The organism is Arthrobacter sp. Y3221160, assembly GCF_059092585.1.
Genome location: NZ_JBNHHU010000002.1, coordinates 203,497 through 217,342, shown reverse-complemented (window position 1 = coordinate 217,342; position 13,846 = coordinate 203,497). Strand labels below are relative to the sequence as shown.

Annotated in this window: 8 protein-coding genes; 6 read left to right on the top strand and 2 right to left on the bottom strand. The window is 68.3% G+C overall.

What is annotated here, in order from left to right:
• Positions 1-13 precede the first annotated feature (13 nt).
• Positions 14-1,270: a serpin family protein gene (locus tag AC5RWG_RS14005; RefSeq protein ID WP_494167186.1), complete on the top strand. Its 1,257-nt coding sequence runs from the start codon at positions 14-16 to the stop codon at positions 1,268-1,270.
• A gap of 124 nt (positions 1,271-1,394) precedes the next feature.
• On the opposite strand, the gene AC5RWG_RS14000 is transcribed toward AC5RWG_RS14005, so the two are convergent.
• Positions 1,395-1,649, bottom strand: a complete 255-nt coding sequence (locus AC5RWG_RS14000) for an acyl-CoA carboxylase epsilon subunit (RefSeq protein WP_494050229.1) — start codon at positions 1,647-1,649, stop codon at positions 1,395-1,397.
• A gap of 14 nt (positions 1,650-1,663) precedes the next feature.
• Positions 1,664-3,259: an acyl-CoA carboxylase subunit beta gene (locus AC5RWG_RS13995; RefSeq protein ID WP_494050230.1), complete on the bottom strand. Its 1,596-nt coding sequence runs from the start codon at positions 3,257-3,259 to the stop codon at positions 1,664-1,666.
• A gap of 236 nt (positions 3,260-3,495) precedes the next feature.
• Here AC5RWG_RS13995 and AC5RWG_RS13990 point away from each other — a divergent pair, with 236 nt between their 5' ends.
• From AC5RWG_RS13990 to AC5RWG_RS13970, 5 genes are all read left to right on the top strand, one after another.
• Positions 3,496-4,383 carry a biotin--[acetyl-CoA-carboxylase] ligase gene (locus tag AC5RWG_RS13990; protein ID WP_494167185.1) on the top strand — a complete coding sequence of 296 codons (888 nt, stop codon included), beginning with the start codon at positions 3,496-3,498 and terminating at the stop codon, positions 4,381-4,383.
• Between the two features lie 36 nt (positions 4,384-4,419).
• Positions 4,420-4,980 carry a PH domain-containing protein gene (locus AC5RWG_RS13985; RefSeq protein ID WP_494167184.1) on the top strand — a complete coding sequence of 187 codons (561 nt, stop codon included), beginning with the start codon at positions 4,420-4,422 and terminating at the stop codon, positions 4,978-4,980.
• 255 nt (positions 4,981-5,235) lie between these two features.
• The gene (locus AC5RWG_RS13980; RefSeq protein WP_494167407.1) at positions 5,236-6,318 is read left to right on the top strand and encodes an adenylate/guanylate cyclase domain-containing protein; all 1,083 of its coding nucleotides are present in this window, start codon (positions 5,236-5,238) and stop codon (positions 6,316-6,318) included.
• Positions 6,319-6,614: 296 nt separating this feature from the next.
• The gene (locus AC5RWG_RS13975; RefSeq protein WP_494167183.1) at positions 6,615-12,758 is read left to right on the top strand and encodes an Ig-like domain-containing protein; all 6,144 of its coding nucleotides are present in this window, start codon (positions 6,615-6,617) and stop codon (positions 12,756-12,758) included.
• A 107-nt stretch (positions 12,759-12,865) separates the two neighbouring features.
• Complete coding sequence (locus AC5RWG_RS13970) at positions 12,866-13,837, top strand: AAA family ATPase (protein ID WP_494167182.1); 972 nt, start codon at positions 12,866-12,868, stop codon at positions 13,835-13,837.
• Positions 13,838-13,846: the final 9 nt, after the last annotated feature.

Sequence of the window (13,846 nt, the reverse complement as noted above, 5' to 3'; positions counted from 1 at the left end):
CGAGGAGGGCAAAGTGCGCAAGAGGACGACGGCGGCGCTGGCGGCACTGGGGGTGGCGCCCGCCATGATGCTCGGCGCCTGCGCGGCGCCTCCGGAACTGCTGGCCGCGGACGGAGTGGCCCGGGCGGACGTGGCAGCGGGGGACTTTCCGGCCGAGGTCGAAGCGCTGCGGCGTTCGGCCTACAAGCTGGGAGCAGCCATGCTCGCGGCGGCGCCGGAGAAGAACCAGGTCACCAGTCCGGTGAGCCTGCTCTACGCCGTCGCCATGCTCCGCGCGGGCGCCGGCAGCACCACGGCCCGCGAGATGGATGCCGTGGTGGGGCTGCCGGACGCGCATCTCGAAGCCGCCATGAACGGGCTGTCGGCGGAGTGGGAAGGCTTCGACGGCGATCCCACCTCGGTCGACGAGGAGGAGCCACCGGCCCGGCCGCTGCTGCACCTGGCCAACGGCGTCTTCGTGGACGAAGGGACGCCCACCGGCGAAGACTACCTGCACACCCTGGCCCGGCATTACGGCTCCGGCGTCTACCCGGTGGACTATTCGGATCCAGCGACCAAACAGGCCATGGATGCATGGGTGGACCACCACACCGGCGGCCGCATCACCGAGGCGCCCGGCACCTTCGACCCGGGGAACACGCTGACCCTGCTCAACGCCGTCTACTTCGCGGCCGCCTGGGACCAACCGTTCGACCCGTCGGCCACGGAGGACGGCGGTTTCACCACGGCATCCGGCGAGTCGGTCGAGGTACCCATGATGGGCAATCTGGTGCAGGCGGCGTACGGGCGCGGGAACGGCTGGCAAGGCCTCGACCTGCCGTACAGCGACGGATTCGTGATGCGCCTCGTTTTGCCCGACGACGGTGCACCGGTCAGGGACGAGGCCGGACTGGTGGAGGTGGCGACGGTGATGGACAGTGCCGACGAGGCCATGGTCGTTCTCGAGCTGCCCCGCTGGAACCACACGCACCGGCAGGACCTGCTGCCCATCCTGCGCGGGCTCGGACTCGCCGAAACCTTCGGCCCGGATCCCGATTTGGAGGCCATCCAGCCGGACGCCTCGGTGACCGGCGCAGCCCAGCAAGCCAACATCACCGTCGGCGAAAAGGGAACCATCGCCGCCGCCGTGACCGAACTGGATGTGCTGTCCGGTTCGTTGCCGCCGCAGCCCGACGTCGAGCTTTCGTTCGACCGGCCCTTCCTCTACCAGATCATCCACCTGCCCACAGGTTTTCCGCTTTTCCTCGGCACGGTCCTGGACCCGCGCTGAGCGCCCGGAGACCCGTACCGCGCCCGTCCCCGCAGTGAAGCGGCAGCAGTACCAAGCCGGCCGGGAGTCCGTGACCCCCGGGCCGCGGCGGCATTACCGCAGGGCGTGCCCTCTGGGGAGCCGGCTACCGGAAGGTGTGCCGCCAAGCGCCGGGGCCGTGCGAGACGAACGGGCGCAGCAGCGGCCGGCGGTTTCGCCGGGGCTTGCTCTGCGGCGAGCTGGACACCCCGGATGACTGCAGGGCGGCGACGACGGCGGTCAGCGCGGCTAGTTCCTCGGCATTGGGATTGCCCTTGGCCACGGTCAGCAGCGGATGCGGCCCCATGGCGTCATCGGCCTGCGGCACCGCGGCGGTGCCCGAAGACTGTGTTGTATTCATGTCTGACCACCGGCTCATAGCGGAATGTTCCCGTGTTTCTTGTGCGGCATGGTCGCCCGCTTGTCGCGCAGCGCCCGCAGGCCGCGCACCACTTGAAGGCGGGTGTCGGACGGTGCGATCACGGCGTCGACATAACCGAGTTCGGCAGCCTGGTACGGGTTGAGCAGCTCTTCCTCGTACTGTGAAATGATCTCCTGCCGGCGGGCCTCGACGTCGCCGCCTTCGGCAGCCACTGCGGCCAGGTCGCGGCGGTAGAGGATGTTGACCGCGCCCTGGGCGCCCATCACGCCGATCTGGGCGGTGGGCCAGGCGAGGTTCAGGTCGGCACCGAGCTTCTTGGAGCCCATCACAATGTAGGCACCCCCGTAGGCCTTGCGGGTGATGACCGTAAGCTTCGGCACCGTGGCCTCGGCGTAGGCATAGAGCAGTTTGGCCCCGCGGCGGATGATGCCGTTGAACTCCTGGTCCTTGCCAGGCAGGAAGCCGGGCACGTCCACCAGCGTGAGGATGGGAATGTTGAAGGCGTCGCAGTGACGGACAAAGCGGGCGGCCTTTTCGGAGGCGTTGATGTCCAGCGTGCCTGCGAACTGCATGGGCTGATTGGCCACGACGCCGACGGTGTGCCCCTCGACGCGGCCGTAGCCGATGATCACGTTCGGCGCATACAGCGACTGCATTTCCAGGAAGTTGCCGTCGTCGACGATGTGCTCGATCACCGTCCGCATGTCGTACGGCTGGTTGGCCGAATCCGGAATCAGTTCGTCCAAAGTCAGGTCGTCGGCGGTGAGGTCGAGTTCCTCCTCGAAGTCCAGCGGCGGAGCCTCGGCCAGGTTGTTCGAGGGGAGGAACTCGAGCAGCTCACGGACGAATTCGACGGCGTCGGATTCATCGGCGGCCAGGTACGTGGCGGTGCCCGTCGTGGCGTTGTGCTGGCGCGCCCCGCCCAGCGTTTCCATGTCCACTTCTTCGCCGGTGACCGTCTTGATGACGTCCGGTCCGGTGATGAACATGTGGCTGGTCTTGTCCACCATCACCACGAAGTCCGTCAGGGCGGGGGAGTAGGCGGCCCCACCGGCGCACGGGCCCATGATCAGCGAGATCTGCGGCACCACGCCGGAGGCGGCAACGTTGTTGCGGAAGATGTCAGCGAACATCGCCAGCGACGCCACGCCCTCCTGGATCCGGGCGCCGCCGCCGTCGTTAATGCCGATGACGGGGCATCCGTTGCGCAGGGCGAATTCCTGCACCTTCACGATCTTCTCGCCGTTGACCTGGGAGAGCGAGCCGCCGTAGACGGAGAAGTCCTGGCTGTACAGCGCCACCAGCCGCCCATCGACGGTGCCGTAACCGGAGACGACGCCGTCGCCGAGCGGCTTCTTTTTCTCCATGCCGAAGGCGGTCGACCGGTGCGTGGCAAAGGCATCGAACTCGACGAAAGATCCTTCGTCCACCAGCATTTCGATCCGTTCCCGCGCGGTGTTCTTGCCGCGGGCATGTTGTTTCTCGATCGCCTCGGCGCCGGAAGGCTGCAGGGACTGCGCCTGGCGGCGGCGGAAGTCCGCAATCTTGCCTGCAGTGGTCTGCAGATCAAGGTCTTGATCGAGGCTCATGAATTCTCCGGATTCTGCCGAGGGTGTCGGATGCGGCGCTCTGCAGGCTGCTTAAGTAGGTTTCGCACAAAACAGCAGGGCGCAGGCGCGCCGCTGAACCAAGTCTAGTGAGCATGGGCGTCAGGCCACGTGTAGGAACCCTACAATTTCGCCGCAAGTGCTTTTGCCCGGGGAACCCCGCGGATCGCGACCTGCCGGCAGCCCCCGTGCGGTCGGCGGTCAGTAGGATGGGACACATGAGCCCGAGTTTTTCCGACGTTGACCGACCGGCCCTGGATTTCGACGGCCTCAGCGACGCTCTCTGCGCACCCCTGGGCCCGTACCGGAGGCTCGAACTGGTGGAATCCACCGGCTCCACCAACAGCGACCTGGCGGCCAAGGCGGTCGCGGACAAGGTGGGATGGTCGGACCTGAGCGTCCTGGCCGCCGAGATGCAAACCGCAGGCCGCGGCCGGCTGGACCGGCAATGGAGCGCTCCGGCCCGCTCGTCGGTGATCGTGAGCATCCTGCTGCGCCCCTTCAATCACGCCGGCCGGCCCGTGCCGACCCAAAGCTACGCCTGGTTCTCACTGCTGGCCGCCGCCTCGCTGGCGGAGGCGCTCGGCGAGTACGCGCAGCTGAAGGCCGAGGTCAAATGGCCCAACGACGTCCTGGTCTCCGGCCGCAAGATCGCCGGCATCCTGGCCCAAATCGTGAGCTACCCCGACGGCTCGCCCCCCGCCGTCGTCCTCGGCACCGGCCTCAACGTGACCCTCTCCAGGGATGAGCTGCCGGTTCCCACCGCCACCAGCGTCGCGCTGGAAAAGGGCCGGACGACCGACAGGAACATCCTGCTGATGTCCTACCTGCGGGTCTTCTCACAGCGCTACCGGCAGTTTTGTGATGTCAGCGGCGACCCGGCGGCTGAGTGGGACGACGGATCCAGCCTGATCGGCCGCTTGCGCGACGTCATGGTCACCCTGGGACAGCAGGTGCGCGCCGAGCTTCCGGACGGGAAGCACATCATCGGCGAGGCCTTCGGCCTGGACGCTTACGGTGCCGTGAAAATCCGCGACGCGGAAGGCACAGAGCACGTCGTGACGGCCGGCGACGTGGTGCACCTCCGGCCGCACGAAGGTCCCTGAGTTGCTCTGGAGGCCCTGCGGGAACCGGGAGCCGCGTTGCGGCTGAAACTGGATCCGGGGGAGCGCGTGATCGTGGTGACCCGGCCGCAGGCACGGAAGCTTTCCTGGCCGGTGGCGGCGGCGCTGCTGGTGCTGGGGGCCGGCTCCTACCTGCTGGGCAACCTGAGCCGTCCCGGCCCGCCGGACTGGGTGGTCGAGTCGCGCCCCTTGCTGCTCGCCGGGCTGGCCGTGATGGTGGCGGCGCTGCTGTCGCGACTGTTCCTCCTGCCGCTGCTGCGCTGGATGAGCACGCGCTATGTGCTGACCAGCCGGCGGCTCATCATCCGCGAGGGCGTCGGGCGGCGGCATGAACGCCAGCTGCTGCTGGTGGCCATCGCCGAAGTCCGCAGCGAGCAGTCCATCATCCAGCGCACCCTGCGCAGCGGCAATCTCACGGTCGACCTGGGGCACGGACGGACCAGCACGCTGGTTGACGTACCGGAGGTCCACCGGTTCAGATCGTTGGTGGTGGAGGCCATTGAGGAGCTGCCACGCACCGCCATGTTTGATGGTGTAGACATGGAAACGGAAACAGAGTGGAACAGCTGGGACAGCTGACAGGGAGGAAAGCACAGGATGGACATCAGCAGCGGGCAGGATGAACCGCGCCGGCCACCGGTTCCGCGTGATCCCGAGCTGCCCCATCTGCTGCGCCGCGAAGTGCCGCCGCCGCCCGCGGACGAACCGGACGAAGGGCTGGAGGAAACCCGCCCGGAGGACCCCGAACCTGTGCTGGAGCCCGAGCCGGCACCGGAAGGGCACCAGGCCGCCGGCGGCCACCCGACGGGGGAGCCCGAGCCGCTGACCTTGTCCATGCCCCGGGTGCCACTGCCCACCCCCGCGCCGGTCGCCGAGTCCAACGGAAAGGTGGACCGGCAGGCCATCAAGGATCTCGAGATCCGGCTGTTGGGTTCCGAACGGACCATGAAGCGCCGTGAAGTGGCTGCCGGGGCAGGAGTGTCGCTGCTGTCGGCCCGCAAAATCTGGCGTGCCCTGGGGTTCGCGAACCTCGGGGACGAAGACCTGGCCTTCACCCAGGCCGACCTGGAGGCCTTGACCACCATCATCGACCTGGTCCGCGAGGAGCGGCTGACCGAAGAAGCGGCGATTTCGATCACCCGGTCGGTCGGCCAGATGACGGACCGCATGGTGGTCTGGCAGGTGGAGGCGTTGGTGGAGGAGATGGTGCACCAGCGGGGGCTCACTGATGCCCAGGCCCGCCAGCGGCTGGTCCATGAGCTGCCGAACCTGATCGATTCCCTGGAAAAGCTGTTGCTCTACTCCTATCGGCGACAGCTCAACGCCGGGGTTGCCCGCCTGACCGTCCGGTCCGAGGCCGCCCTCCGAGCCGGAGCCGGGGCAGGTGGCGACGCCGATTCGCTGCCCCTGCTGCGGGCCGTGGGTTTCGCGGACCTGGTGTCCTACACGAGCCTGTCCCGCCAGATGAACGAGAAGACCCTCGCCCAGCTGGTCCAGCGCTTCGAAAACCGCTGTGCCGAGATCATCTCCGTGGGCGGCGGGCGCCTGGTGAAGACGATCGGCGACGAAGTCCTCTTCATCGCGCCCTCCCCGCAGGCCGGGGCCGAAATCTCGCTGGCCCTGGCGAAGGCCATAGGCGACGACGACCTGCTGCCCTCGGCGCGGGTGGCCATGGTGTGGGGCAGGGTCCTTTCCCGGCTCGGCGACATCTACGGCCCCACGGTCAATCTCGCCGCCCGCTTGACCACGCTAGCGGAGCCCGGCACCGTTCTGGTCGATGCGTCCACCGCGTCCACGCTCGCCGGGGATGAGAGATTCGTGTTGATCCCGCAGAAGGTGCGCACCGTCCGTGGATTCGGCGAGGTCAACCCGGTCACCGTTGCCCACGGCACCGGCCAAGGGCTGGTTGTCGACTAGGTCCACGCTCACCGGACGGTACCGCAACGAGGCCCTCGACGCCCGGGCACGGCACCGCCGCCGACGCCCGGGCAGGGCATCGCCGTCGTCGTTCCCGGGCGAATGGCCGGCAGGGGAGTCTTCCCCATGCCTTCGGGTTTACGCTCAGTGGTTATACGTGCAATAGTCGATAAGGGCCCTTGTCGCACCAAGGGCCGTCTTTGGGTGCCTTATCGGCGTGTTCTTCCGGAATTTCCCGGGGCGCCGACGGGGAATCGGCGCGGGATCACAAAGGAATCAGGGCATTGCGGGGAAGAATGTTCGGGCGGACGCGGCGGCGCAAGACGCTCGCATCGACGACGACCTTCTCTGTGGCGACGGCGCTGGTGGTCGGCGGGGCCATCTACTACCAAGGGTTCCCCACCGCCGACGTGGATTTGAATGACGGCGGGGTGTGGGTCACCAACAACAGCCAGGGGATGGTAGGCCACCTCAACTATCAGTCCCAGGTGCTCGACGGCGGTTTCAGGGCCAACAGCGACGGTTTCGATGTCCTGCAGAACGCCGGCACGGTGTTCATGGAAAACCAGGACCAGTCGATGCTCAGCCCGGTGGACGTGGCGCAGATGGAGCGCGGGTCCGAACAGCAGTTGCCCGGCACCGCCGACGTGGCTTTCGGCAACACGCTGCTGTCCATCACCGACACGGCCAAGGGCCAAGTCTGGATCAGCCCGGCCGACGAGTTGGGGTCGTTCAACGAGGAAACGGCCGAGCCGCTGCTCACCGACGCCAAGGGCAGCGTGGCCACGGTCTCGAGGCAGGACACCATCTTCGTTGCCGATCCGGCTGCCGGCGAGGTCGCCCGCTTCGAAGTCAACGACGAAGGCGTGCCCGAACGCACCGGCGGGCACCGGGTGGAGTCGCTGGCCACAGCCGGGGATCTGCAGATAGCCGCCGTGGGGGAAGAAGCGGTGGTCTTCGATACCGACTCGGGCCTGCTGGTTCTCCCCGGCGGCCGCGAGGTCACCGTGCCGGACGCCCGCGGCGGCGCGCTTCAGCTCAGCGGCGACGAGAGCCCGTTCGTGGCGGTGGCAACTGAATCTGCCCTGGTTAAGCAGCCGCTGAACGGATCCGACGCAGCCATCGTGCCGCTGGAAGGCACCGGAACACCGGCCGCACCCGTCCAGCTCGCCGGATGCCTGCACGCGGCCTGGGCCGGCGTCAACCACTACCTGCGGGACTGCAGCGACGACGCCGATGATCTCGCACAGCCGATCCTGGGAATCGGTGCGAACGCGTCGCTGGTCTTCCGGGTGAACCGGGACATCGTGGTCCTCAACGACGTGAACGCCGGCAATGTCTGGCTGGTGCTCGAAAACATGCAGCTGGTGGACAACTGGAGCGATCTGATTCCGCCGGAGCAGGAGAACGAGGAAGACGAAGAGGACTCGGCGGACGAAAACCCAGTCAACACGCTGCCCGACCGGACCGAAGAAAACCAGCCGCCGGTCGCCCAGGACGACACCTTCGGCGTGCGTGCCGGCCGCACCACCACGCTGACTATCCTGGACAATGACTCCGACCCCGACGGCGATGTGCTCACCGCCCGCGTGATCGGCGACGGCCCGGTCGTCGGTGAGGTGCAGGGCATCTACGACAGCACCGGACTGCAGATCGTGGTCAACGGCGACGCGGGGCCCGGCCGGCACACCTTCAATTACGAGGTGGACGACGGCCGGGGCGGCACGGACACGGCGCGGGTAGCGATTGACGTGCGCGCCGAGGGCAGCAACCTGCCGCCGGAAGCGAAGCGGAAGACCACCATCCTGGTGGAACAGGGCCGGGAGATCAGCCAGAACATCCTCAGTGACTGGATCGACCCGGACGGGGACGACCTGTTCCTGGTCGGCGCCGACAACACCGCCGACGGCGACCTGGTGCGGACCCGGCCGGACGGGCTGCTGACCTTCCAGGACGTCGGGAAGACGTTCGGCAAGAAGGACGTCACGGTGCGGGTGTCCGATGGTTCCGAAACCACCGAGGACGTGGTGGTGTTCGACGTCCGCCCGCCCGGCGCGCTGCCGCCCTTGGCCAACGCCGACCACTTTTCCGCGACCGTGGGCCAGGAAATTCAGATCGCGCCGCTGAAAAACGACCAGGACCCCAACGGCGGGGAACTCCGGCTGGCCAAGACGGGCTCCGCGGCGAACACCTCGATCGTGCCCGACTACGACGCCGGCACGGTCAAGTTCACGGCCGATGCCGCCGGCGCCCACTACTTCACCTACCTCGTCACCAACGGGCCCTCCAGCACCACCGGCCTGATCCGCATCGATGCGACCGAGGACGACGGCGGCGGCGCGCCGGTGGCCGTGCGCGACGTTGCGCTGCTGCCGGAGAACGGGCAGGTGCTGGTGGATGTGCTGGCCAATGACACCGACCCCGCCGGCGGCGTCCTGGTCGTGACCTCGGTGGACGCCGACGGTGCGCCCGTCGCCGTCGAGGTGCTGGACCACAACATCCTGCGCCTCTCCGACGTGAAGGGGCTGCACGAGCAGACCACCATCCGGTACACCGTGTCGAACGGCTTCGCCTCGGCCACGGGCGAGGTCAGCGTGATCTCCGTGGCCGGCCAGGACAAGCCGCTGCCGCCGCAGGCCGAGGCCGACACCGCCACCGTGCGGGCCGGCGACGTCGTGACCGTGGAGGTGCTGGCGAACGACACCGATCCGAACGGCGACACGCTGGAGCTGGTGGAAGAGCTCGCGGAGACCCCGGATCCTGCCGACGGCCGCATCTTCACTGCCGAGAATACCGTGCGCTTCATCGCCGGGCAGCAGGCCAAAACGGTCTACGCGGTCTACGAGGTGACTGACCCCACGGGACAGAGGGATTCGGCCCAGCTGAGGATCAACATCCTCCCGCGCGACGACGAGTCCAACTCCCAGCCCGCTCCCAAAAACCAGGAAGCCCGGGCCATTGCGGGGTCGACCGTCCGGATTCCCATCCCGCTGAACGGCATCGATCCGGACGGCGACTCGGTCTACCTGACGGGCATCGGCAAGGCCCCCGCCCAGGGCGCGGCCGTCGCCGGGCCCAACTACATCGACTACACGGCATCGGCGCAGGGCGCGGGAACCGACACCTTCACCTACCAGGTCAAGGACCGGCTGGGCGCCGTCAACACGGCCACGGTCCTGGTTGGCATCGCCCCCGCGCCGGAGAGCAACCAGAACCCGGTGGCACTCGACGACGGGATCGAGATCCGGCCGGGCCGGACGGTGGCCGTCGACGTGCTCAAGAACGACTCCGACCCGGACGGTGACCCGCTCCAGCTGGCCCCCGACAAGATCGTCGGCACGCCCCAGTCGATTGCGGCCAAGGCCGAAGACGGCCGCGTCTATCTGACCACCCCGGCCCAGGAGGGCACGGTCAACGCCCGGTACACCGTGGGCGACGGCCGCGGCGGCTCCGCCGTCGGGACCGTGACGGTCCAGGTGAGCGGGGACGCCCCGCTGCAGGCGCCGCTGGCCCGTGACGATCGGGTGGAATCGGCCGACATCAAGGGGCGCACCGCCGTCGACGTGCCGGTGCTGGAGAACGACGAGGACCCGGACGGCGTGGCCAAGGAGCTGGACGTCCTGGTCGATGGTGGCTACCCGACCGCCCGGGCGGTCGCCGACGGCCAGGTCAACGTGGAGCTGACCGACGCGGTCCAGCTGATTCCCTACACCGTCCGGGACGTGGACGGGCTGCAGGCCACCGCGGTCATCTGGGTTCCGCCGCTGGGCGAGCAGTATCCGGTGCTGCGCGACAACACCCCGCAGGACGTGACGGCCGGCGAGGAACTGCGGCTGGACCTGACCGAACTGGTGGAAGTCCGGCCCGGCCGCACCCCGCGGATCACGGTGGCGGAGAACATCCGCGCGATCGGCACCAGCGACGACGAATGGATGGCCGACGCGAGCACGCTCAGCTACAAGGCGGACCTCGACTACGCCGGCCCCGGCTCCATCACGTTCGAGGTGACCGACGGATCGGGCCCCGACGACCCCGAGGGCCTCAAGTCCACGCTGACCATCATGACCAAAGTGATTCCGGCCGCCGACCGGAACTTCCCGCCGGAGCTGACCACCGGCACGCTCGAGGTCGCCAAGGGCGAAGACGCCGTCAGCTACGACCTGCGCCCGCTGGCCAGCGACCCGAACCCCGAGGACCTGGAGAAGCTGCAGTTCGCCGTCGAAGGCGGGACGCCGGAAGGATTCGACGTCAGCCTGGAGGGCAGCGTTCTGCGGGTGGCGGCGGATGCCGCGCTCCAGACCGGAGCCACCGGCGTGGTCAACTTCTCCGTGACCGACGGGCGCTCCGACAAGGTGACCAGCCGGGTGGGTGTGCGGGCGACCGCCTCCACCCGCCCGCTGCCGGTCGCCAACGACGACGAGGTGCCCGACGCCGTGCAGGGCGAAGCGCTGCCGGTAGACGTGCTCGCCAACGACGTGAACCCGTTCCCGGAAACCCCGCTGACGATCGTCAGCGCCGTGGCCGGCAACGGGGGCACCGCGGAGATCGACGGGGAGCGGATCATCGTGACGCCCGGCGCCGACTTCTCCGGCACCATGACCGTCGAATACACGGTGGAGGACAAGACCCGCGAGGGGAGCCGGCAGGCGACGGCGAACGTCTCGCTCGTGGTCAAGGGCCGACCGGAGACGCCCGGCACGCCGCTGGTTGACTCGGTCCGCAACCAGAGCGTGGTGCTGTCCTGGACGGCGCCCAGCGACAACGGCGCGCCGATCACCGGCTACACGGTGAACGCGGTCGGCGGGGGCTTCAGCCAGCAGTGCGCGACCACCACCTGCACCCTGACCGGCCTGCAGAACGACGTCGAATACACCTTCACGGTGACGGCGGAGAACAGCGTGGGCACGTCCGACCCGTCCGCGGAGTCAGCGGTGGCGCGGCCGGATGTCCGGCCGGCGACCCCGGCCGCCCCGCAGCTGAAGTTCGGCGACAAGTCACTGGACGTGAGCTGGGCCGCCCCGGCCAACGAAGGCTCGGCCATCGAGAGCTACACCCTGGAGATTTCGCCGGCGCCGCCGAGTGGCCAGCTGCAGAAGAACGGCCTGACCGGCACCAGCTACAGGTGGGAGGGGCTGGAGAACGGCCAGGCCTACGAGGTCCGGGTGCAGGCGCACAACCGCGCCCCGGAACCGAGCGAGTTCAGCGCCTACTCCGCAGCGGAGGTGCCGGCCGGTCCGCCCGCCGCTCCCACCGCTCCTGCCACCGAACGGGTGAAATCCGTGGGTGACCAGAGCCAGCTGAAGGTGAGCTGGGCCGCGCCGGCCAACAACGGCGGCGAGATTCTCGACTACACCGTGCGCGAATACCAGGGCGGAGGCCTGACCCGGACCTTCCCGGCGGTGAGCGCGACGTCGCAGACCGTGACCGCACCGAACTCGGAGACCGCCTACACCTACACCGTCACGGCCCGGAACAAGGCCGGGTCGGGCGAGGCCAGCCCGCAGTCCAATGCGCGGCGGGCGGTCGGCGCACCTGCTGCCCCGACCGGAGCCTCGCTGAGCGAAGCGGAGACCGGCGGGGCCGGACGCGCGGTAACGGTGTCCTTCAACGAACTGACCGCCGCGCAGCGCAACGGCGCCCAGGCCGGCGAAGTCAGCTACCGGGCCCACTTCAGCGACGGCCGGACCATGGCCATCGCAAACGGCCAGAAGGTGGGAGGCTTCACCAACGGCAAGGCCGTCAACGTGCGCATTACCTCCGTGGCCAACAGCGACGGCGCGAGCTACTCGAGTGCGCCGAGCGCCGAGTCCAACAACGCGACTCCGTATGGGGCTCCGGGCACGCCGAGCGTTTCCGGACAGAACGGCGCCAGGGAACAGCAGGACGTCACGTTCAGCTGGAGCGCACCGGCGGCGAACAGCCATGACGTCACCCAAATCCGGATCCGGATCGACGGGGGCGCGTGGCAGAATGTGGCCAACTCGGGAAGCAAGACCGTCAACACCCGCGCGTACAACAAGCGCGTGACGTTCGAAGCGCAGTCGATCAATTCCCGGGGCACGGCCGGTGCGATAGCGTCGACCGCGGCCAGCTCCGGCGACGCTCCGCCGCCGCCGCCGCCGCCGAAGACGCAGTGGACGGTGACCGTTGGCGGAGGCAATACGGATCTCGATGATGGACACCGGACCTGCATGGAAAATGCCGACGGCAGCAGCGACAACTTCAACAACGGGTCTTGCGCGGGCAACCACTGGGCCATTTGGGGCAGTGACATCGTTGTCCAGTGCTACGTGCAGTGGAGCAGCGGAAAGTGGTACAAGCAGATCGGCGGCGGCCAACCGCAGAACCACAACATGGTCGTCAAGGGCCTGCACATCCGTGAGGCGGGGACTAACGGGCATCTTGCCAACTCGGCCCCGGCAGGGATGGGCAGATGTTAGGCCGCCAGCGGGAGGGGCGGCCGGATCCAGACGCAGGGCGCCTGCACGCTCCTTAAGCAACTAGAAGTTTTGACACCGAAGCAACACGAAGAGAGACCGGGAACAGCATGACGATGACTTCCGAGCAGGCCGAGTGGTTCGCCGAGACGTTCGGGAAGCTGGCCGCCAATGTCGGCCAGGCCGTGCTTGGTAAAAACCAAGTGGTGCGCTTGGTGCTCACCGCCATGCTGGCCGAGGGGCACGTGCTGCTGGAGGACGCCCCGGGAACCGGCAAGACGATGCTGGCCCGGTCGCTGGCCGCCACCGTGCAGGGCTCGAACTCGCGCATCCAGTTCACGCCGGACCTGCTGCCCTCGGACGTCACCGGCATCACCATCTACGACCAGAAGACGCAGAAGTTCGAGTTCCACAAGGGCCCGATCTTCGCCACCGTGGTGCTGGCGGACGAGATCAACCGCGCCTCGCCGAAGACGCAGTCGGCGCTGCTGGAAGTCATGGAAGAAGGCCGGGTGACGGTGGACGGCGTGACCTATGACGCCGGGCGACCCTTCATGGTGATCGCCACGCAGAACCCGATCGAGCAGGCCGGCACGTACCGCCTCCCGGAAGCCCAGCTGGACCGCTTCCTGATCAAGACGTCGATCGGCTACCCGGACCGCGCGTCCACGGTGGAATTGCTGGCGGGAGCCGGCACCCGCGACCGGTCGGCGGCCCTGACGCCGATCATCACCCCGCAGGCCGTGCGGGACATGGCTGATCTCGCGGCCGCCACCCACGTGGACGTGTCGGTACTGGAATACGTCTCCGCCCTGTGCGAGGAAACCCGCAACGCGGCCGAGTCTCGCCTCGGCGTGAGCGTCCGCGGCGCCTTGGCCATGGTCCGGGCGGCCAAGGTCTGGGCCGCCTCCCAGGGGCGGAACTTTGTGCTGCCGGACGACATCAAGGAACTGGCTCCGGTGGTCTGGAACCACCGGTTCGTGATGGACCCCGAGGCGGAGTTTGCCGGCGCCACCCCGGAGGCCGTGATGTCACGCGTGCTGGCCGGCGTGCCGGCGCCCCAGCAGCGAGTGACGGTCTAGGGCCGTGCC